The sequence below is a fragment of the Isobaculum melis genome, assembly GCF_900111355.1.
In the GTDB taxonomy this organism is placed as follows: domain Bacteria; phylum Bacillota; class Bacilli; order Lactobacillales; family Carnobacteriaceae; genus Isobaculum; species Isobaculum melis.
The window spans coordinates 137114-159379 of record NZ_FOHA01000003.1 but is presented as its reverse complement, the minus strand read 5'-3'; the positions used below and the strand labels follow the sequence as shown (position 1 = coordinate 159379).

Annotated in this window: 21 protein-coding genes; 1 reads left to right on the top strand and 20 read right to left on the bottom strand. The window is 35.4% G+C overall.

The window, feature by feature from the left end:
* Positions 1-15: 15 nt before the first annotated feature.
* The 9 genes from priA to BMW29_RS04150 all read right to left on the bottom strand — a co-directional run bounded on the left by priA (position 16) and on the right by BMW29_RS04150 (position 9714).
* Positions 16-2430 carry a primosomal protein N' gene (priA, locus tag BMW29_RS04190; RefSeq protein WP_092650649.1) on the bottom strand — a complete coding sequence of 805 codons (2415 nt, stop codon included), beginning with the start codon at positions 2428-2430 and terminating at the stop codon, positions 16-18.
* Positions 2431-2448: 18 nt separating this feature from the next.
* Entirely contained in the window at positions 2449-3648 is a 1200-nt protein-coding gene (gene coaBC, locus BMW29_RS04185) for a bifunctional phosphopantothenoylcysteine decarboxylase/phosphopantothenate--cysteine ligase CoaBC (protein ID WP_092650647.1), read from the bottom strand.
* Positions 3649-3807: 159 nt separating this feature from the next.
* The gene (gene rpoZ / locus BMW29_RS04180; RefSeq protein ID WP_092650645.1) at positions 3808-4020 is read right to left on the bottom strand and encodes a DNA-directed RNA polymerase subunit omega; all 213 of its coding nucleotides are present in this window, start codon (positions 4018-4020) and stop codon (positions 3808-3810) included.
* A 3-nt stretch (positions 4021-4023) separates the two neighbouring features.
* Positions 4024-4638, bottom strand: coding sequence for a guanylate kinase (gmk, locus tag BMW29_RS04175; protein ID WP_092650643.1), 615 nt, complete (start codon positions 4636-4638; stop codon positions 4024-4026).
* Positions 4639-4666: 28 nt separating this feature from the next.
* The gene (locus BMW29_RS04170) at positions 4667-5548 is read right to left on the bottom strand and encodes a YicC/YloC family endoribonuclease (RefSeq protein ID WP_092650641.1); all 882 of its coding nucleotides are present in this window, start codon (positions 5546-5548) and stop codon (positions 4667-4669) included.
* Positions 5549-5572: 24 nt separating this feature from the next.
* Positions 5573-5791: a YdbC family protein gene (locus BMW29_RS04165; protein ID WP_092650639.1), complete on the bottom strand. Its 219-nt coding sequence runs from the start codon at positions 5789-5791 to the stop codon at positions 5573-5575.
* Between the two features lie 76 nt (positions 5792-5867).
* On the bottom strand, positions 5868-7613 hold the full coding sequence (locus BMW29_RS04160) for a patatin-like phospholipase family protein (RefSeq protein WP_177165665.1): 1746 nt from the start codon (positions 7611-7613) through the stop codon (positions 5868-5870).
* 114 nt (positions 7614-7727) lie between these two features.
* Positions 7728-8720 carry an L-glyceraldehyde 3-phosphate reductase gene (gene mgrA, locus BMW29_RS04155; protein WP_092650635.1) on the bottom strand — a complete coding sequence of 331 codons (993 nt, stop codon included), beginning with the start codon at positions 8718-8720 and terminating at the stop codon, positions 7728-7730.
* 127 nt (positions 8721-8847) lie between these two features.
* The gene (locus BMW29_RS04150) at positions 8848-9714 is read right to left on the bottom strand and encodes a DegV family protein (protein WP_092650633.1); all 867 of its coding nucleotides are present in this window, start codon (positions 9712-9714) and stop codon (positions 8848-8850) included.
* A gap of 192 nt (positions 9715-9906) precedes the next feature.
* Between BMW29_RS04150 and BMW29_RS04145 the strand changes: the two genes are divergently transcribed.
* A complete protein-coding gene (locus tag BMW29_RS04145) occupies positions 9907-10248 on the top strand; it encodes a hypothetical protein (RefSeq protein WP_092650631.1) in 342 nt (113 codons plus the stop codon).
* Positions 10249-10290: 42 nt separating this feature from the next.
* On the opposite strand, the gene BMW29_RS04140 is transcribed toward BMW29_RS04145, so the two are convergent.
* The 11 genes from BMW29_RS04140 to dinG all read right to left on the bottom strand — a co-directional run bounded on the left by BMW29_RS04140 (position 10291) and on the right by dinG (position 21940).
* Positions 10291-10956 (bottom strand): ABC transporter permease, encoded by a 666-nt coding sequence (locus BMW29_RS04140; protein ID WP_092650629.1) that lies wholly within the window; start codon positions 10954-10956, stop codon positions 10291-10293.
* A 1-nt stretch (position 10957) separates the two neighbouring features.
* Positions 10958-11896, bottom strand: coding sequence for an osmoprotectant ABC transporter substrate-binding protein (locus BMW29_RS04135; protein ID WP_092650627.1), 939 nt, complete (start codon positions 11894-11896; stop codon positions 10958-10960).
* Between the two features lie 13 nt (positions 11897-11909).
* Positions 11910-12545, bottom strand: a complete 636-nt coding sequence (locus BMW29_RS04130) for an ABC transporter permease (protein WP_092650625.1) — start codon at positions 12543-12545, stop codon at positions 11910-11912.
* A gap of 13 nt (positions 12546-12558) precedes the next feature.
* The gene (locus tag BMW29_RS04125; protein ID WP_425431585.1) at positions 12559-13743 is read right to left on the bottom strand and encodes a betaine/proline/choline family ABC transporter ATP-binding protein; all 1185 of its coding nucleotides are present in this window, start codon (positions 13741-13743) and stop codon (positions 12559-12561) included.
* A gap of 352 nt (positions 13744-14095) precedes the next feature.
* A complete protein-coding gene (locus tag BMW29_RS04120; RefSeq protein WP_092650623.1) occupies positions 14096-14341 on the bottom strand; it encodes a hypothetical protein in 246 nt (81 codons plus the stop codon).
* A 52-nt stretch (positions 14342-14393) separates the two neighbouring features.
* The gene (locus BMW29_RS04115; protein ID WP_092650621.1) at positions 14394-14705 is read right to left on the bottom strand and encodes a GNAT family N-acetyltransferase; all 312 of its coding nucleotides are present in this window, start codon (positions 14703-14705) and stop codon (positions 14394-14396) included.
* Positions 14706-14910: 205 nt separating this feature from the next.
* Complete coding sequence (locus tag BMW29_RS04110) at positions 14911-15663, bottom strand: SDR family NAD(P)-dependent oxidoreductase (protein WP_092650619.1); 753 nt, start codon at positions 15661-15663, stop codon at positions 14911-14913.
* A 371-nt stretch (positions 15664-16034) separates the two neighbouring features.
* On the bottom strand, positions 16035-17333 hold the full coding sequence (asnS, locus tag BMW29_RS04105) for an asparagine--tRNA ligase (RefSeq protein ID WP_092650617.1): 1299 nt from the start codon (positions 17331-17333) through the stop codon (positions 16035-16037).
* Between the two features lie 32 nt (positions 17334-17365).
* Positions 17366-18526, bottom strand: a complete 1161-nt coding sequence (locus BMW29_RS04100) for a pyridoxal phosphate-dependent aminotransferase (RefSeq protein ID WP_092650717.1) — start codon at positions 18524-18526, stop codon at positions 17366-17368.
* A gap of 51 nt (positions 18527-18577) precedes the next feature.
* On the bottom strand, positions 18578-19054 hold the full coding sequence (locus BMW29_RS04095; RefSeq protein WP_092650615.1) for a cell wall elongation regulator TseB-like domain-containing protein: 477 nt from the start codon (positions 19052-19054) through the stop codon (positions 18578-18580).
* Positions 19055-19141: 87 nt separating this feature from the next.
* Entirely contained in the window at positions 19142-21940 is a 2799-nt protein-coding gene (gene dinG / locus BMW29_RS04090; protein WP_092650613.1) for an ATP-dependent DNA helicase DinG, read from the bottom strand.
* Positions 21941-22266: the final 326 nt, after the last annotated feature.

Sequence of the window (22266 nt, the reverse complement as noted above, 5' to 3'; positions counted from 1 at the left end):
CTTTTCTTTTGATTATTACATAAAGCTTAATGGTTCTGGGTCAACGGATAGATAAAGTCCTTTTGCAATTTCTCCCTGTGATGATTGAATAATTTGATGTAAGATATCAAATAAATTGGGTTCATTCTTATATTTTAAAATACATTGGTAGTAATAACGATTATTTACTTTTGCAATCGATTTTGGCGTAGGACCTAAAATAATGGTCTGCTCACTTAATTGTGGTTTGATTTCTTCAATGACTTTTTGGATTTTTTTTGCTGCTTCAATTTCATTCTGATGACTGGTTGTAATTAAGACAGTGTAATAATAAGGCGGATATTTTCCTCGATGCCTTAACATCATTTCATGGGCATAAAATCGATCATAGTCATGTTCTTTAGCTAATTGAATGGCATAATGCTCAGGATTAAATGTTTGAACCACTACTTCGCCTTTAATCGTCCCACGACCTGGACGACCACTTACTTGAGTCAGTAGCTGAAAGGTTTTTTCTCCTGCTCTAAAATCAGGTAATCCCAAAGCAGTATCTGCATTTAAAACACCAACTAAGGTAATATTGGGAAAATCCAAGCCTTTTGCAATCATTTGTGTTCCAAGTAAAATATCTGCTTCTCCTTGTTCAAATGCAGCCAGTAATTTTTCATGGGCACCTTTTTTTCTAGTGGTATCCACATCCATTCGAATCACACGTGCTTCTGGAATGACACTCAGCAGTTCTTCTTCAACTTTTTGGGTTCCTGTTCCATAGTAACGGATATGATGACCATGACAACTTGGACATTCTCTTGGAATCCCTTCCTCATGTCCACAGTAATGACATTTCATGGTTTTAGTATCCATATGCAAGGTCAATGATATATCACAATTTGGACAGCCTAAAACAAAACCACAATCACGACACATGATAAAAGAAGAGTATCCTCGACGATTTAATAATAAAACGGTTTGTTCACCCTTAGCAATGCGCCCTCTTATTTTATTTTGAAGTGACATGGCAAAGCTACTGCGATTACCAGCCTTTAATTCATCTTTCATATCAATAATTTCAACTTCTGGTAATTGTTGTTGATTGACTCTTTCTGTTAATTCTAACAACGTATAAACTTTTTTTTGTGCTCTAGCCCGAGATTCTAATGAGGGGGTGGCACTTCCTAAGATAACAGGACAATCATGATACTGACCACGCCAAATCGCAATATCTCTAGCATGATAACGTGGGTTATCTTCTTGTTTATAGGTAGATTCATGTTCTTCATCCACAATAATGACACCTAGATTTTGAAATGGGGCAAAAACAGCTGAACGTGCACCTACCACAATTTTTGCTTCACCACGCTCGATTTTACGCCATTCATCATACTTTTCACCTTCTGATAAACCACTATGAAGAACCGCTACGGCTTCACCAAAACGGCCTTTAAAGCGTTCAACCATTTGTGGTGTTAAAGCAATTTCTGGTACAAGCATAATCGCTTGTTGGCCTAATGCCACCACTTTTGAGATGGTTTGCAGATAGACTTCTGTTTTACCACTACCTGTGACACCTTTTAATAAGAAGGTTTCGTTTTTACTGGTGTTCACTGCTGCTAAAATAGGTGTGATGACTTGTTGCTGCTGAGAGGTTAAAGGCATAGCCTGCGTTTTTTTAAAGACACGATCTTGATAGGGATTGCGGTAAGCTTCTTTTTCATAAAAGGCTAACCAATTTTTTTTTGCCATTTGTTTTAAAACTGCTGAGGTAACATTGGCTTCTTTTTGTAAGGCAACACTTGAACTGTCTTTTTCTTCTATTAATAAGGATTGTAAGAAGCTTAAGACCAAGGCTTGTTTTGGTGCGCGTTTTTGGCAGGCTTCTTTTTCTTCCTCCATTTGTTCAAAGGTAAGGAGCGGTTTGACCATTTTAATTTTTTTGACACGTGCTTTATTGACAACCTCATAGCTGATTTCAATTTTGTCTTCTTTTTTTAATTTGGCTAATAGCGGTAACAGATTACGGGACTCAGCTTCTTTCCAAGTCATGGAATCTTTTCCTTTAAAAAGCTCAAATTGTTCTGCTTCAGTTAATTCATCAATCACTGTTAAGTGCTTTTCATATTTGGCACGCATCATACTTGGTAGCATTGCTTGTAAGCAGCTAATTTTAAAAGCAAAGGTTTGTTTGACCATATCATTAGATAGCAATAACAGCTCAGTGGACAGAACAGGTGCTAAATCCATGACACCGATAATGGCCTTTAGTTGATCTTGAAAGGCTGTTTTTTCTACTATATTGATCACAAACCCTTGAATTTGACGACTACCAAATGGCACCTCGACACGCATTCCAGGTGCGATAATCGCTTCCCATGATGCTGGAATTAAATAGTCAAAAGGACGGTCAGTTTGCATTGCAGGCACATCAACAATGACTTGTGCTATTTTTGGCATGCTCCCATCCTCCTTTTTTTATATTTTTGAAGCAGCAATGATTAAGACTTCTTTAGCGATTTCATATTTGCTTGCATTTGGTAATTGAATAGGCGTTTCTTTTGGCATCAAGACTGTCACTTCATTGGTATCCGAGTGAAAACCTGCATTTGCTTTAGAAACATCATTGGCTACAATCATATCTGCTTGCTTATTGATTAATTTTTGTTGTCCATAAGTGAGTAAATCATTGGTTTCTGCTGCAAAACCAATTAAATATTGTTGCTTTTTAGTTTGACCTAATAATTTTAAAATATCTGTGGTTTGTGCTAGCTCTAATTGTAGGTCATGACCTGTTTTTTTCATTTTTTTGTCTGCTTGTTGAATTGGGCGATAATCTGCAACAGCTGCTGCCATAATCGCCATATCTGTTGTATCATATTTCGATAGCACCATATTTTTCATTTCTTCAGCTGATTCTACATAATGGATAGCTATACCAAAAGGTTCAGACTGATGTTGTGTGGCTGAAATCAAGGTCACATTTGCACCTAAATCTCTTGCTGCCATTGCCATCGCATAGCCCATTTTACCAGAAGAGTCATTGGTTAAATAACGTACTGGATCAATACGCTCTTTGGTGCCGCCTGCTGTGATGAGCACATTTTTACCAGATAAAGGTAATTGTTTTTCTTTTTTTATTAATGTTGCCATCATATTTTCAACAATTTTAATTGGTTCAGGTAAACGGCCTTTGCCTTCATAGCCTTCTGCTAAAAAGCCAGTATCAGGTTCTATGATATGAACGCCATCTTGTTGTAATTGTGTTAAATTACGGATGGTTGCTGGATGTTCAAACATATGCACATTCATCGCAGGTGCAACAAATACAGGCGCTGTGATGGCAAGTAGGGTTGTAGAAACCATATCATCAGCAATGCCATTGGCCATTTTTGCAATAATGTTTGCTGTTGCTGGTGCAACAATTGCAACGTCGGCCCAATCAGCTAAATGAATATGTGCCACTTCACTACTAACTTTTTCATCAAAAGTATCGATATAAACATCTGATTTGCTTAATACTTGAAAAGTTAAAGGTGTCACAAATTCTGTTGCTGATGCTGTCATCGCGACTTTAACAGTGGCACCATGCTTAATGAATTGTCTGGTTAACTCTGCAGCTTTATAGACAGCAATTCCTCCTGTTACAAATAAAACAACCTTCTTATTTTTTAACATGTCAGCGTTCCTCCCGAATTTTATTCCTGAACTTGTTCCTACCTATTCTACTAAAAAAACTGTAGTTTGTCTTGATTTATCTCATTTAAATTTTAGGAAAGACCAGCCTCTTCTTTTCTCAATAAAAAAAGCCTTAAATGATTAAGGCTTTAGCTTATTTTATTCGTCAGTTGTAATAGTTGTTGGATCGATGACTAAATCCCCTGCATTAATTTCTTCCAATGCACGACCTACATTTTTATGTGATTGGTATTCATCTAGCATTGGTCTTTCGTTATCGGCCAAATCATGGGCACGTTTGCTAGCTAAAATAACCAATGAATATTTTGAATCAATTTTTTCTAATAAGTTATCAATAGATGGGTATAACATGTACTACATCTCCTCAATCATTGTTTTATAGTGTTCTAAAACCCGGGACACTTTTAAATGTTCACTCTTAATAATCCCTTTAATCTTACTTACTGCCTTCTCTACTTTATCATTTTTTACGGCATAATCATAGAGGCTCATCATTTCAATTTCGGCAATGGCCATTTCCATTCTTTTCTCAATCACAGCCATATCGTCAGTACCTCTACCAATAATACGAGATTTCAACTCCATTAAATCAGGCGGAGATAGAAAAATATAGATTCCTTCTGGCATCTTTTCTCTGACCTGTAATGCGCCTTGAACTTCTATTTCAAGAAACACATCTCTCCCGCTTGCAAGAGTATCCTCTACATATTGTAACGGAGTTCCATAATAATTACCAACATATTCTGCATATTCAAGTAAACCACCTGATTCAATCAAAGCTTCAAACTCTTCCTTTGATCTAAAGAAATAATCTTTCCCCTCAACCTCACCTTCGCGCTTTGCTCTGGTTGTCATTGAAATAGAATAAGCAAAATCATTGGACTCATCTTCAAAGATTGCTTTTCTAACAGTTCCTTTACCTACACCAGATGGACCAGATAAAACAATTAATATACCTCTATCAGCCATTCCCCAATCTCCTTATAAAAACATCTATTTATTCAATGTTTTGAATTTGCTCTCTCATTTTTTCTAACTCTGTTTTCATCGTCACTACTGCATTTGTAATTGAAAGCACTGTTGACTTTGAACCAATTGTATTGACTTCACGGTTCATTTCTTGAATTAAAAAATCTAATTTACGGCCAATTGGCTCTTCCTCTTGAAAGATATCCATCAGTTGCTGAATATGACTATCTAAGCGTGTTACTTCTTCTTGAATATCTGCTTTTTCAAGAAATATCGCAAGCTCGGTTAACAGGCGTGGCTCATCTATCAGATTGCCTACTACTTCTTTCATTTTTGTTTCTAAACGCTGTCGGTAGTGTGCTTCAAAATGTGGCATTTCTTTTTTAACAATTTCTAAAGCGGCTTGAAAATCAGCTAAATGTGTTGCAATGACTCGCATCAAAAGCGCGCCTTCTTTATTTCTCATTAGTATATGTTGTGCCAAGGCTTCCTCAGTTGCTGTTAATAATAAGGCTTCAATATCATCTGCAACCATTGCAGTATCCTCAATAGACATGAAGTATTGATTATTTAGCAAACCAGCCAAGGTGTTCGTAAAATCGATTTTTTGGTGCTGATAACGTTGATTCGCTTCTCCAATCATTTCAACATATTGATCAAGTAAGTGCCACTCGACCGTTAAACTTTTTTTATTCAATCGATTTTTAGTCAAATGAACAAAGATTTCTACGCGGCCCCTAGTTAACTGATTTTTGGTTAATTGACGAAGAATCGTCTCAAAGGAAATCATTTCTTTTGGCATTCTAAAAAGGATTTCAATAAAACGATGGTTTACAGACTTGATTTCAACCTCTACTTGATAGGTTTCATTTTCAGCAAAGCCACTGCCATATGCTGTCATACTCTTCATAAGCCTTAAGCCTCTTTTCTTTGATTACATCTCTTTTAATACTTTTTTTAGGGCTTGTAGCTCTTCATTTGATAAGGTGATTCCTTTGCCCATTTTTTCATGGTCAGGAGCCCAATCTCGTAAATCAAACTTTGGTGGATTTCCATTCCAGCTAATTAAATTAAGCTCTCTTGTCCATCCTTTTGCATTTTCAGATAAAACGGCAATTTCTTCCATAATTTCATAAGAAAACTCTTTTGCCAAATTTATTCGCTCCTTTAAAATCATATAAGAACTAGTTTAGCACATTTTAAAAGGATTTTGTAGCATTTTTCATTGGTTAGGCAATTAAATAAAGATAGAGTGCAACAGAAAATAATTTTGGACGACGTTTAATAAGTTGTTGTAAGGTTTGTTGATTTTTAATCTGTGTTTTTTCAGTAAGTAATGCTAAACATAAGGCAATCACTTTTCGATCAGACATTGTAGGTAATTTTGTTAATAAGGCATTTAAAAATTCTTCTCCAGCATAAACCCCTTTTAAGCTATTGCTAGTTTGTTCCGCTACTTTGTCTTCTTTTGCTTGACTTAAAAGTTGATCAAATGCTTCAAATGAATACACTTGTGTAGGCGATAATTCAAAGATTTTTCCAGCAATTTCTTGAAGCGCATAAACCAATTCATCTTTGGTGATGCGGTCGCCCCAATCTTGCTGTAAGGAACGCAACAATTTAATGCCCGAGCCTGAAATGGTGGTATATAAAATTGGAAAATCTTCTTTTAAGCTCGCCATAAAATGACTAAATTGGCGATACATTTTCGTTTGATGTGCTTGAAAGTCATTTGTTTCAAAGGTGTACCAATTCCCCATATATTTGCCATAAGCTTTCATTGTCTCCAAGTAGCCTAATGCCATATTTTGTTTGGAACGTGTCCCATCAAAAAAGAGCAATGCTCCTAGGTTCCATTTGCTGATAATCGTCTTAGTTAATACATAATCAGGAATCAACATTTTTGGCGTCATTCCTAAACCTTTCACATCAACAATGACCAATTCTGTTGCCTCTTTTTCTAAGGCTAAATCTACAGGCACATTATCATGATAGCCGCCATCCATGAAATATTGTCCATCTATTTTGGCTGGCTGCATCATTGGGAAAAAGGAAGAGCTAGCTAGTAGATAAGCAGCAACTTGACCATAAGGAATCTCGGTTAAAAATTTCTTTACTTTTTCAAATTTTGGAAGTGAAGTGGTGGTTAAGCCAAATTCAATCCCAGCTCCACGCATTTTGACTTCATCTAGCAATTCTTCTAAGATATTTTTCAAGGGTTCTGTGCGTAAGCCTTTGTCTTTTAAGGCTTGAAAAGTAAATTTTTTGAGTAATTCTTGATAGCCTTCAATGGTTGTACCATCAATATTTGTCTTAAAATCTAAGATATGACTGGTGTCAATGTCCTGCCACATTTTTTGTGCAAGCTCATAATCTCCTTGGACAATCAGTCCACCATTTAAAGCACCAACTGAAGTCCCAACAACGATTTTAAACTGTTCATTTAATTCAATAAAGGCTTTCCACACACCAATTTGATAAGAGCCTTTCGCACCACCACCGCCAAGAACTAGGGCTTTTTTATGTGGCTTTAAAATCAAATAAACAGCTTGATTCTGATGGTTTTTAGCAAATTTCATTTGTGCCCATAAAGCGGGATGACATTGATTGTCATCCTTTATTTTTAAAGCTGCTAAATGATGTTGCGCCAACATTTCTACAAAAGCTTGAAACATTTGCTTTTGATTTTCTGCCGTTTGATAAGCTTTACTAAAAGCTAAAACTTCGATGATCCAAGCATCGATTTTATTTTTAGGCGCACTTAAGGTCAGGACAGCCATACATATTTTATTTTGATTTAATAAGGCTAAACTTTTATTTGTTGTTTCAAAATAGGATTTTTTTTGCTGGTTATCTGTTGAAAATTGCTGTTTGGTCAAATAAATAGGTTCATTGGCTAAAAAATCGACTAATTCTGGTTGATCTTGATTCCTTATTTGCGCAATGAAGCAATTTTCGATATCAATTGTTTTCACTTCTTCCACCTCGTCCGTATATTCTTCATTCATTAGTATACATGATTTGATAGGATATTTAAATCATAGAAGTTAGAAAAAAGAGCACAGCTATAAGCTGTACTCTTCGTGAATCTATTTTAAAATGTGCTCAATTTGTTGTAATTCTTCTTTTGAAAAAGTTAAATTGTCTAATGCCTTAACATTATCTTCAATTTGACTAACTTTACTTGCTCCCACTAAAACACTTGTCACTTTATTGTCTCTTAAAATCCAAGAAACAGCCATCTCAGCTAGTGTTTGATTTCGTTCTTGAGCCACTAGATTTAATGCTTTCACTTTTTCTAATGTTTCATTTACCTTATCAGGTCTTAAGAATGGACTTGCTTCAGCATCTCTGCCCGCTCTTGAATCAGCTGGAATCCCATTAAGATAACGGTTTGTTAACAGACCTTGTGCCAAAGGACTAAAAGCAATACTACCAATGCCATCTTCTTCTAGTGCATCCTGCAGACCATCTTCAATCCAGCGATTAAACATAGAATAAGAAGGTTGGTGAATCACAAAAGGTGTTCCTAAAGATTTGAAAATCTTAGACATTTCTTTTGTTTCTTCTGCAGAGTAGCTTGAAATCCCAACATATAAAGCTTTCCCTTGGCGAACAAGCAAATCTAAAGCATGAGCGGTTTCTTCAAATGGTGTATTTGGATCTGGACGATGTGAGTAAAAAATATCCACATAATCTAAACCCATTCTTGTTAAGCTTTGATCTAAGCTTGAAACCAAATATTTTTTTGAGCCCCATTCACCATATGGCCCTGGCCACATATAATAGCCTGCTTTAGTCGAAATAATTAATTCATCGCGATAAGGTTTAAAATCTTGAGCCATGAGCTTACCAAAGTTTTCTTCAGCACTTCCTGGTGGTGGACCATAGTTATTGGCTAAATCAAAATGAGTAATCCCTAAGTCAAAGGCTCTTCGTGTCATTTTACGCCCATTTTCAAATAAATCGACACCACCAAAATTGTGCCATAACCCTAAGGAAATAGCTGGTAATTTTAAACCACTTTTCCCAACACGATTGTAAATCATTTTATCATAACGCTTTTCATCTGCAAGATACATCTATTTTCCTCCGTTTCTATCAAAACGTACACTTTCATTATAGGCTTTTTTGAAAACGGATTCAATCAGAAGCAACTGATAAAATAAAAAAAGGCTCGAAAAAGGAGCCTTTTGCATCATCATCTCATTATCTTTCTTTTCCAAAACTAAACACAGCTAGCGAACCAAAACCAGTATGTGCAGCAATTGTTGGACCGAAGCCTAAGACTATAATCTCTTTAACCTTTAAAGCTTCAGCTAAACGTTCTTTGATATATTCACCATCTTCTGGTACACCAACATGTCCAACAAACAAGGTTTGTTTTTCTGAGTCCACAATCCCATCAATTGTATTTTTTATGAGGGTTTCAATTGATTTTTTACGTCCTCTTGCTTTTCCAACTGAAATCAAAGCGCCTTCTTTATCTACCACAATAATCGGTTTTACATTAAGTAAAGAACCCACTGCTGCTGCAGTTTTAGAAATACGACCGCCTCTTTCAAGATGATTTAAATCATCTACGGTTACCCAAGAATGTACTTTTCCGGCATTTTCTGCTAACCAGTCCATTACTTCTTCACGACTTTTTCCTGCAGCTTTCATGAGTGCTGCTTCATAAACGAGCATTCCTTCACCAAGACACGCTGCTTTTGTATCAAGTACCACTACATCCACTTGATCAAATTCGTCTTTTAGCATTTGAACAGCTGCTAAAGCATTGTTATAAGAACCACTTAGAGCAGAAGAAAAGGCTAAATATAAAACAGGCATTTTTTGTTCAACATAGGGTTTAAATGTTTCATAATAAGTCCCTAAATTAATTTGCGAGGTGCTTGCTTGTTTGCCTTCTTTTAATTGTTGATAAAACCATTCAACATCAAAGGTTTTACCCATATCATCAATATATTCTTTATTATCCATTGTGACAATCATACTCACAATATCAATATCATGTTCGGCTAAAAAACTTGCTGGTAAATCACAACAGGAATCTGTAATCATTTTAAATGTCATTTGTTATCTCCTTACGCGTTATTTAATTTATATCATTATAATTGCACCTCTTATTATGCCTCTTTTAGTAACAACTTGCAAGAAATCCTTCAATCTGATAGGCTGATATTGCGCTCTATCATTAAAATTTAACTAGACAAGTAGATTTAAACCGGTGTAGACTTAAGCTAACAATATATAGGAGAAGATGATATGAAAAAAAAATACTTTGTAGGTAGCCAATCTGGATTGAGTTTTGCTGGTGGTCGCCCAACATCTAAAAAAGCACCTTTATTGGCTTTTTTAGGTTTACTTTTAGCAGCGGGATTGGGGTATTTATTATTACAAACAAATAAAACCGCATCTTTTACCACTCTTACACTGATCTATGCAGGTGCAACTTTAATCATTGGTAGCATTGGTGGCTATTTTGGATTACGTACATTTAAAGCAAAACAATTGAAATTTTTGATGTTGCTTATTAGCATTTTAAGCTTTGGCTTAGCTTGTCTTGGCCTACTTTATTTTATTTCTTTTTTCAGTAAAAACTTTTAAAAAATAAAGCTTACTCTCTTAGCTGAAAGTAAGCTTTATTTTTTATGAAATAGTTTTATTGGCTAAAGGATTTAATTTTTTCTCAATAAAGCCTAATAACAAATCAGAAAGGACAGCCATTAAAGCAGTTGGTAAAGCTCCTGCTAAAATAATCGCACCTCCATTTGTGGCATTTGTTCCACGAATAATAATATCCCCTAAACCACCTGCACCAATAAAAGCACCGATTGCAGTGACACCAATGGCAACAACTAAGGCATTTCTAATCCCTGCCATAATCACAGATAGTGAGAGTGGTAACTCAATCATCGTTAAAACTTGAAATTTGGTCATACCCATTCCTTTACCAGAATCCACTAAGTTTTTATCAACACTTTTAATCCCAGTATAGGTGTTTTTTAAAATCGGTAAAATCGAGTATAAAAAGACTGCTACAATGACCGTATTGGTCCCTAAACCAAGTACAACCATAATCATCCCAAGTAAAGCTAGAGAAGGAATCGTTTGAATTACATTGGCCATACTAATCACCCAACTAGATAATTTACGATGTCTGGCAATTAAAATACCTAAGGGAATCGCAACGATTGCTGCAAATAGTACCCCATAAATTGAAATCAGAAAATGGCGTACAAACTGAGCAAGTACATATGAACCATTTGTTTGGAAATAGGTCAATAATTGTTCCCAAGTATTCATATTTTCCATGCTAGTCGCCTCCTTTATCATCGTCAAAGTAATGATGCTCTACAAGGAATTCTTTTGCCACAATTGCAGGCTCAACTAAATCATTGTCTGCACGATAGTTTAATTTTTGCATTTCTTCTGTTGTAATCTTGCCATTAAGTTTATTGATAACCTCTTCTAGTCCTGGATGTTCCTTTAAGGATTCCTTGCGCACAACCATACTTGCATCATAGGGTGGGAAGAATTTCAAATCATCCTCTAATACAACTAAATCATAGCTAGAGATCCGGCCATCTGTGGTATAGCCCAAGACAACATCCATTTTACCAGCTTCTAAAGCATCATAAACCAAGCCAATTTGCATCGGATAAATTTTTTTAAAATCAAAGCCATAGGTTTCTTGGAAAGCATCATAGCCATCCCCTTTTCGTTTCAACCAAGTACTATCTGCACCTGCCACTAGTTGATCTGAAACTTTGGATAAATCACTGACTTTCTCTAAACCATATTTTTCAGCTGTTTCTTTGGTCACCATAAAAGCATAGCTATTTGTAAAACCATAAGATGGCATCCAAATTTGGTCATAGCGTTCATCAAATTCCTTTTGAACAATTTTTAAAGCTTTTGCTGTATCTTTTTCAGCAGGCAGTCCAAGTACGCCCATTAAATCGGTTCCGGTATATCTTGTAGAAGAAATATCAGCTTCTTTATTCACTAAAGCTTGATGATTCACATAAGCCGAGCCTAAATTACCAATAATTTCTACTTTATAATCAGTCTCATGCTCCACAAGATCTTTAATCATATAAGATAAAATTTGACTTTCGGTTGTTGAAAGTGCTGTTACTTTAATGCTATTTTTATCACTACCGCCACCAAGTCCTGGTAACGAACAGCCTGACAATAAGAGCATCGCACACAGCGTTACAACAAAAGTTTGAATGATTCTTTTCTTTTTCATTCTGTGTACCCTCCTATTTTTCTGTTCGTAAAAATACTGGTGAAAGCTTTGTTTCAAGTATGCCTAGTAAAAAGTCTGTTAGCATTGCTAATAGGGTTACAGGAATCGCACCACCTAAAATTAAATCGGTTTGATATAAGTTTAAGCCATTGAAAATGAAATCGCCTAAACCACCAGCACCAATGTAGGAGGCTAAGGTTGCCCATGCAATGACATAAACAGCACCTAATCTAATTCCTGACATAATCACAGGCATCGCTAAAGGAACTTCTACCATGATAATTTGCTGCATTGTTGTCATGCCCATTCCTTTGGCTGCATCCTTTAAGTTCGGATCAACATTTTTTACACCTAAATAAGTGTTTCTTAAGATTGGCAATAAAGAGTAAACAAATAATGCAACTATTGCTGGAAATTTACCAATTCCTAGAACAGGAATCATCAAAGCTAAAATGGCTAAAGATGGCACCGTTTGTAAAATACTAGCTAATCCAATAAAGAAAGAAGCTGCTTTATGAAATCTTGTGAGTAAAATTCCAAGTGGTACGGCGACAACAACACCTAATAATAAAGCAAAAAAGGAAATATAAAGGTGTTCTCCAATTTTTACCATTAACTCTGAACCATATGTTTGTAAAAACTGTATCATGTCATTTCCTCCTTTACTCTACTTTTTCTGTTGTTGTGCTATGAACCTCAGCTGCATCTGATTCATCCTCTGAATCGTCTCCCCAAATAGAATCATAAACCATATCTACTAAGCTGGTTCTAGTCACAATCCCAACTAATTTACTGTTTTCATCCACAACTGGTACGTTTTTAATCCCACGTTTTAGAATTCGTTGAACAGTATCTCTAATCAGAGAATCTTTACGAACAAAGAAAACTTGTTTATTCATAATATCTGCTACACTAGTTGCTTTATTTTTATTGTAATCAATGCTTTCAACATCAATAAACCCTTTTAAGAAACCTGCATCATCCACAACTAATAAGGTATCCACACGTTTATCACGCATTAATTTAATCGCTTCGTTTAATGATTTAGCTGGCGAAATTGAAACAGGTGTTTTTAGCATGATTTGCTCTACTGTAGTAACATTTGGTCTGGCTTGTAACAAGCGATCTTCACCAATAAATTCTTCAACAAATTTATCAGCTGGTTCACGTAAAATATTTTCAGGTGTATCAAATTGCACGACCTTGCCTTCTCGCATAATGACAATTCGATCAGCTAGCTTAATCGCTTCATCCATATCATGGGTAACAAAAATAATCGTTTTCCCGAGTCTTTGTTGTAAGTCCTTTACTAAATCTTGTAAAGAATCTCTTGTAATTGGATCTAGTGCACCAAAAGGTTCGTCCATTAAGATAATATCTTGATCAGCAGCAAGTGCTCTGACAACTCCAATTCTTTGTTGTTGCCCACCAGATAATTCACCAGGATAGCGGTCTAAAAATTCTTCTGGTAAATCAACTAATTCAATTAAATTCTTTGCAATTTCTTGACGTTTTTCGTCTGGCCATTTGAGTAATTTTGGAACTAAGACAATATTGTCTCGAATGGTTAAATGTGGCAGCAACCCAATTTGTTGAATCACATAGCCAATCCCTCTTCGTAAGTGAACAGGATCTTTTTGACTAAGGTCTTCTCCATCAAGTGTAATTTTTCCTGATGTCGGTTCAATCATCCGATTAATCATGCGCATCGTCGTTGTTTTACCACTACCACTGGTTCCTATGAATGCGATAAATTCTCCTTTGTTAAAGGACAGTGTGACATCGTCTACAGCTTTTTTTCCGCCTTTGTAAACCTTTGATACATGTTCTAGTTTTAACAAATTCATCACCTCATCTATCATAATTTTTTTATGTCTCATCTAATAGTATGAACTTCTTTTCCTCATTTTTCAAATTTGAAGCCTCTTTTTAGCATTTAAAACAAGAAAAAAGTTTGGATTCCAAAGGAATATCCAAACTTTTTTAGTACAGCTAATTAGATTTATGAATGAGATTAAGTATGTATAGGATGGGCATATAAGATAAGCTATCAATTTTTTGATAAATATCAAAAATTTATTACTGGAAACAAATACTTCACCATGAATTCAACTAAATTTGATGAAAAAAATGGTCCCACACAAGTGAGCAGATTAGGATTGCTTGGTTAGTTTTTGGTGAGGAGCTTGATTCACAAGATTATTGGATCAGGAATGAAGTCATATTTTGTTTGATTTGTTGTATGCTTTTAATATGGCGTAAGGAGTAAGGTTCAGAGTTAGCTGTCACAAAATAAGCTTGACTCATCGTATCAAAAAGTAACACCCCTTCATCTGAAACAGCGATTATTTGAGTAGTCCCTCGAGCAATAAGCTGGAGCATATCCATATGTAAGATAGGTTGTTTAGATAAGTATGTAACGGCTTTAATTGATTGTGCATCCATTTTTACTGGCTCCTCTCTTCTGCTCATTTTTGAAAGAAAAACACCCCAAAAGTTAAACCTTTTGAGGTATTTCAGCTTCACTTATTTGCTGTTCAAATTCTACTTTTTGATAAGCGCTAGATTTTCTAAATTCAGCTCTTGTAAAGGTACAATAAGGCATAATTTTTTTAGACTCTTGTTTGGCTTTCTCAACAATTTTATTGACCAATGTTTTGGCAATGCCTTGTCCTCTATAATGAATCCCTACATATAGATGCTCCACAATAATAATGGACTCATCCAGATATGTAAAAGTTAATTCAGCAATTTCTTTGCCCTCTGCATTGATAGCAGAAAGACTATTTTCCTTTTCAAATACTTGCATTTTTTCATCCTCATTTCCGAATCCTAGATACTTTTTAAACCAAATAATAAAAACATTGCTACCTTTATTACCAAATTTTTTATAGCATAATCATCGAACAAAAAAGACGCGCTTATTTAATTTGGATATTCTTTCAAATATTCATTTACCATTAGCATACCAGTGTTTGAACGGAAAAGAAAGGCTTGAATTTTTTTAGAGACAATTAGCCAGCTACAATCCCGCCATCAATTGGTAATTCAACTCCTGTAATGAATTTAGATTCATCTGAGCCAAGGAATAAAACAGCATTCGCAATATCTTTTCCTTCTCCTAAATATGGAAGTGGTGTATTATTCACAAACCATTCTTTATAAGCTGGATTTGCAAATAATTCTTTTGTCATCGCTGTTTCAATATATCCTGGATGAATGGAGTTTGAACGAATCGCATCTTTTGCATAGTCATGTGCTACTGCTTTTGTTAATGAGCGAACCGCGCCCTTACTTGCAGTATATGGACCAGCGCCACAGTTTCCAATAATAGCTGCCATTGATGAAATATTAATGATGGAGCCACCACCATTTTTTTGCATCTCAGGAATAGCTAATTGTGTACCAAGGAAGACACTGTCTACATTAATTTGCATCACTCTTCCCCAATCAGTTAGGGTTAATTCACCAAATGGTTTGTCAAAAGAAATCCCTGCATTATTCACTAAAATATCTAATTTACCATATTTAGCAGTTGTTTCAGCAACAACTTGCTTCCATTCAGCTTCATTAGCTACATCATGTTTAATAGCGATTGCATCGCCACCATTAGCTAAAATTTCTTTGACAACTGCTTCAACAGCCTCTAATTGAATATCTGTTGCAACTACTTTTGCCCCTTCTGCAGCAAGTAAAATGGCACTCTCTTTCCCCATTCCATTTCCTGCTCCAGTAATAATTGCTACTTTTCCTTCTACACGTTTCATACTTAATTCCTCCCTAATTTTAAAAATGCTCAATATTTCACATTTTATTTTTAGTAAATTTTGGAGAAGCTTCCATCATCAGATGCTCATTAAAAACGTAACCGCTTTCTAAAGTTTACTAACACTATCATAGCAGTCTATCACTTAAAAAGAAAGACTTGCTTTTTTAAAAAAATACGCTACAACCTTTTATTTCAATACCTTTTTTTAGTATACTGAATCTGCTAATTAACACAGTTTAAGCAATAAAAGCCAAGCATTATTAAACAATAATAAAATCGAAGGCTTCAGCCACAATTAAATAGCTCTCTTCCTCTAATATATTTCAAAAAAATCCTGCATATACAAGAATGCAGGATTTTTACTTTTTATTAAGGATAAATTCTGTTTAACAAACGTGGGAATGGAATCGCTTCACGGATATGTTCAATTCCAGAAATCCAAGTAACAGCTCTTTCTAAGCCTAAACCAAAACCAGAATGAGGAACAGTTCCATATTTACGTAAATCTAAATACCAAGCATATTCTTCTTCATTTAAGCCAAATTCACGAATACGTTCTAATAGATAATCATAATCAACCGCACGTTCACTACCACCAATAATCTCACCATAGCCTTCTGGTGCAATCATATCTGAACAAATCACAACATCTTCACGCGTTGGATGTGGTTTTGTATAGAATGGTTTGATTGCTTTTGGATAGTTTAAAATGAAGACTGGTTTCTCAAATGAGTTGGCAATATAGGTTTCATGTGGTGAACCAAAATCATCACCCCATGTAATATCATCAAAGCCATTTTTATTTAATAATGTCACTGCATCATCATAAGAGATACGTGGATAAGGTAATTGGGTATATTTTTTCAAGACTTCACGATCTCTTTCTAAAACATCTAATGCATGATCACAATTTGCTAAGACATTACTTACCAAGAAAGCTACATATTGTTCTTGGACTTCTAAGCTTTGTTCTTGATCCATAAAGGCCATTTCAGGCTCCATCATCCAAAATTCAATTAAATGACGTCTTGTTTTAGATTTTTCTGCACGGAAAGTTGGACCAAATGAAAAGACTTTACCGAAAGCCATCGCTGCTGCTTCCATATATAATTGACCACTTTGAGATAAATAAGCTTCTTCATCAAAGTAATTGGTATGGAATAGCTCAGTTGTGCCTTCAGGTGCGCTACCTGTTAGGATTGGCGGATCAATTTTAATAAATCCTTCTTGATTGAAAAATTCATAGGTTGCACGAATAATTTCATTACGAATTTGCATAATGGCATGTTGTTTTGATGAACGTAACCATAAATGACGGTGATCCATTAAGAACTCAGTCCCATGCTCTTTTGGTGTAATAGGGTAATCATGGCTTTCACCAATAACTTCAATGTCGCTTACAACGAGCTCATAACCAAATTTTGAACGGCTATCTTCTTGAATGGTTCCTCTGACTAAGATGGATGTTTCTTGATTTAAGCCTTTAGCTAATTGAAATGCTTCTTCGCTTACTTCACTTTTAACCACTACACCTTGAAAATAAGCTGTTCCATCTCTTAATTGTAAAAAGGCAATTTTTCCACTTGAACGTTTATTCGCAACCCAAGCACCAATTTCAACTTCTTTGCCAACATAATCACTTGCTTGTTTAATTGTAATTCTCTCCACGTTTGTACGCTCCTTTAATCAAAATAATTATCTTATTTCATTTTTTCTATCACAAAATCATGAATGCGTTTCATTGCTGCTTCTAAAACCAATAGATCAGCTGCATAACTTAACCGAATATTGTCTGGTGCACCAAAGCCAATCCCTGGAACAACAGCAACATGTGCTTGTTCAAGGAGTGCAGATGCAAAATCTGTTACATTTGAATAGCCACAAAGTTTTGCGGTTTCAGAAACATCTGGAAAAAGGTAAAAAGCACCTTCTGGTTTTTCACATGTCACACCAGGTATCTTCATTAACAATGGATATATCTGATTTAAACGGGTCTCAAAAGCCTGCCTCATCTCTTCCGTTGACTGTTGTGAACCAGTCAAAGCCTCTATTGCCGCATATTGTGCAACTGCACTTGGATTACTTGTTGAATGTGACGCTAAATCGGTCATTCTTTGAATGATGGTTTCATTCCCAAGGGCATAACCAATTCTCCAACCAGTCATTGCATAGCTTTTAGACACACCATTAATCAAAATGGTTTGCTTTTTAATCGCTTCACTCATGCTAACAATCGAAACAGATGTGTACCCATTATAGACTAATTTTCCATAAATATCATCTGCAACAATTAAAATATCATGTTGAACCGCCCAATTGCCAATGGCTGTTAATTCTTCCTTCGTATAAATCATGCCCGTAGGATTAGAAGGTGTATTGATCACCAGGGCTTTGGTTTTTACTGTTCTTTTGGCTTCTAAATCAGCCACTGTGACCTTATATTTTGTAGCTGCATGTGTTTCCACAAAGACAGGCTGCCCCTCAGCTAATTTTACTTGTTCAGGGTAACTTACCCAATATGGCGCTGGAATCAGTACTTCATCCCCTGTGTTTAACAAGACTTGAAATAATAAATACAAAGCATATTTTGCACCATCTGTCACAATTGTTTCAGTTGGAGCATACTTCACACCAGTTGTTTGAAGAGTTTCAGCACAAATCGCTTCTTTTAATTGAGGTAAGCCAGCAGACGGTGTGTAAAAACTTGCAGCACCAGATTCAATTGCACGAATGGCACCTTCTTGAATAGACTTAGGTGTCACAAAATCTGGTTCTCCAAAACTTAAAGAAAGAATATCAATCCCTTGATCTTTTAATTTTTTTGCTTTTGCTGCGATTGCAAATGTTGCTGAAGGAGACATATTTGTCACTCTTTTAGATAATTGAACCAAGATTTCTACCTCCAAATTCTATTAAATATTCGAAACATCTTCCACCCATGTACCATCTTTAAAAGTAATTGAATAATAGCCTAATTGACCGTTTTCATCTTCATAACTCATTTCCCAAATAGGTGTATTATCTTTCATGCCCATTCGGGTTGTTAAAATTTTAGCAGGCGCTTTTTCATGGGTTAATACCCCTCTAGCTTGGGCTTCAGTAATGCCATCACTTTGTTTTAATACAGTCATTTTGCCATTATTTTTTGCGACGATGACAACAATCGCTTCACCTGAAGTATCTTTACCAGTCACGGTGAAATAAGATTCTTTTCCATTGTACCAATAAAAATCATCAACTGTATCTAAATCTGCATGTTTTTTTGCTAAAGCAATGGTTTCTTCTTCTGCATTGGCCTTTGGCGCTCTTGCTGTACTATATACTGCAAAGAAAATAATACACGCGATTGTGACGACACTTGTTATGCTAATCAATAGCCATTTTTTCATCTTTTCACCACCAAATTACTCATTGTCCTTTATTATAACAGCTTTTATTTCTAAATTATAGATGATTCAGCGGTTTTTTCGTTAAATTTAGTTTAAAAAATCATGGATTTCTTCCACAATATCAGATAAAAATTGTTTTTCTTTTGGTAAGTCCTCAGGCAATGCTTCTAAAATAAAGTGACCATAGTCTGTATCAGTCAAACGATTATCTAATAAAATCATCATTCCTTTATCAGTTTCACTACGAATTAAGCGACCTAGTCCTTGTCTTAAACGCAGTGCGGCTCTTGGTAAGGCATCCTCTTTAAATGGTAGATGTCCTTCTGCTTCCAGGCGTTCATATCTCGCTTTAACCAGCGGCTGTGCAGGAGATTCAAATGGTAAGCGGACAATGACCAATATTTCCAAGGCACTACCAGGCAAATCAACGCCTTCCCAAAAGCTTTCACTTCCTAATAGCATACTCCCCTTACTATGATAGAAGCGTTTTAGCAGGCGTTCCCTACTACCAGAAATACCTTGTGCCATTAATTCTTTTTTAGAAAATAAAGGCGATTCATTTAATTGTTGATAGGTATGTTTTAACATTTCTAAGGAATTAAATAATACCAGCACATTTTTATCTGTCCCTTTTGCAATTTTTTTCAATGCTTTAACAACCAATTGTGTATATTTTTGTTGAGACAAGGTTTTAATAGCAGGAAATTCTTTTGGAATGACCAACTTTGCTTGCTTACTATAATCAAAATTACTTTCTAAAATGGTTGTTTCAAGCGCCTCTGTTTCCCCAACTTCAGCTTTAAAGAACTCAAAAGACTGACCAATTGATAAAGTGCCTCCTGTATAGAACAAATAAGGAACCTTCTCAACCAATTCTTTTTTCAAAAATGAATGAACTTCTGGTGCACTCATTTTTAACTGTAAGCTACCTTTTGGATTTTTGCGACTCATTTCCAGCCATTTTACTTGGCCAACGGTTGCAAAATCAAAAAATTGACTCAGCTGACCGTGATATTCCTGAAAATCATCTGATAGGCTACCAAAGGATTCAATCATAAATAAATCTGCTTTAGTCAATTGCTGCTCATGGGTTTGAAACAATGTAATTAACTCCCTGCTCTGTTCTGTTGCTTCTGCAAAGGTTTGGACACACTCTTGAATCCCACGTTGAACAGCTGGAGATAATTTTTCAACCTCATTTTGATCAAATAAAACATGGATATGATCTTGAGCTGAAAGAATCGTGCCATGCTCTAGTTGATTTAATTGAACCAGACCTTCAAATATTTCTGCTAACTTTTCTTCAATAAATAATAAGCTAATATCAAAATCCATTAATAGATGCTGCGAAATTTTTAAGTCCTTCATGATTTTTTGTAGCTGACTTAATAGCGTATGAGGTAAATGAATATGCCCAAAAGCCTGCATCAAATATTTCCCTTGCTGATAAGAAAACTGTGCTTCAGAGCTTAGCATCGCCATATCATGCAAATGATGGGCTTCATCAACCATTAAATACTCAAAATCTGGTAATAGCTGGCGCTTGGTTCTTAAATTTTGACAAAGAACACTATGATTGGTAATAATCAAATCCGCTTGCTGACTTCTTTTTTGTGCCAATAAATAAAAATCTTCTGCAAACCATTCATCTTTTTGACTATTTAAGACCCAGCCATTATGCTTAATTCTTTGCCAAAAGGAATGATGATTACTCGCTAAATGAAGCTCATCTAAGTCTCCTGTCTTAGTCGCCGTTAACCAGACCAACACTTGCATTTTTAATAAAGCATCATTTTTATTTTCATTTGGCTCTTTTAAAATATGCTCAAATTTTGATAAATGCAGATAATGATTTCTTCCCTTAATCAAAGCAACCTGTAACTCAAAAGGTAAAATATCTTTTAACTTTGCAATATCCTGATAAAACAACTGATATTGTAATAAATTAGTATACGTACTCACCACAATTGGTGCGTTTTTCTTAGCATGATAGGCCAATGGTAATAAGTAACCAAATGTTTTCCCAATTCCTGTTGGAGCTTCAATGGCAAGATGATGTGGTTCTCCTTCTAATACCTGATGGATTTTATTCATCATTTTTTCTTGGGCTTCTCTTAACTGATAGGATGATTGAAACAACGTGACTTTTTCTGCTCGTGTCTCGGGATATTGGGCGTTTAGTCGATACTCTTGTTGGCTATTAAATACCTGCTGCTTTTGGATCGCAATCCCATTTTTGACTTGTATCGCAGGATCAAGTGGTGGCACCCAATGCTTCATTTCTTCCAAAATATGCACAAAAAACAACCCTGTATCCATCATTAAATACTCAGAAAATACCACTAACTTTTCAATCGTTACAAGTGGCAATGAAGCTGCTTTCTCTTGTAAATAAAGAAATAATTCAGCTGTGACATAAGCATCGCTATCTGCTCGATGGGGATTTTCATGTTCTAACTGTAAGCTTTCAGCTAAATCACTTAAGCGGTAGCTCATTTCGGTAGGCAACAAAATTTGAGACAGCTCGACTGTATCCATTCCTGTTAACCTGAAATCTGTGTAGCCACAATGATTAAATTCGCTTAATAAGAATTGATAATCAAAGTGCACATTATGCGCCACAAAGATACAATCTGTCAGCAACCCATAAATAACGGGTGCAACATCTTCAAAATAAGGCTCATTTGCTACATCTTGTTGCTTAATCCCAGTTAAGCGGGTAATTTGTTCGGGTATTTTAATACCTGGATTGATAAATGTTGAAAATTGATGAACAACAGCGCCTGCTTCAATTAAACAGCAAGCAAATTGAATCATTTTACCACCTTGCTCAACATTTGTCCCTGTTGTTTCGATATCTACAACTGCATATACATTCTTCTTCATTTGGATAGGTCACCTTTTTCTATTGGAAATCCAATTTCATCTCGTCTACTATCATATCATGTTGTGCTTTTGGATGCTATTTTAGTCAGCCCTTATGATAAGTTATTTTATTTGATTTTTTGGCAATTCTTTTTTAACTCATTTATAAAAGGAGGAGTTCATATATATTAAAAACATTTTCCAAAAAATAATTAACAATAATATTATATTTCCACCCTTTTATTATTAACTTATAACAACGGACTAGGAGAAAAAAATAAGTATATAAAAAAAGTTTGACAAAATATAAGGCAACAGATAATATAGTGTTGCAAGAATCATTTGTT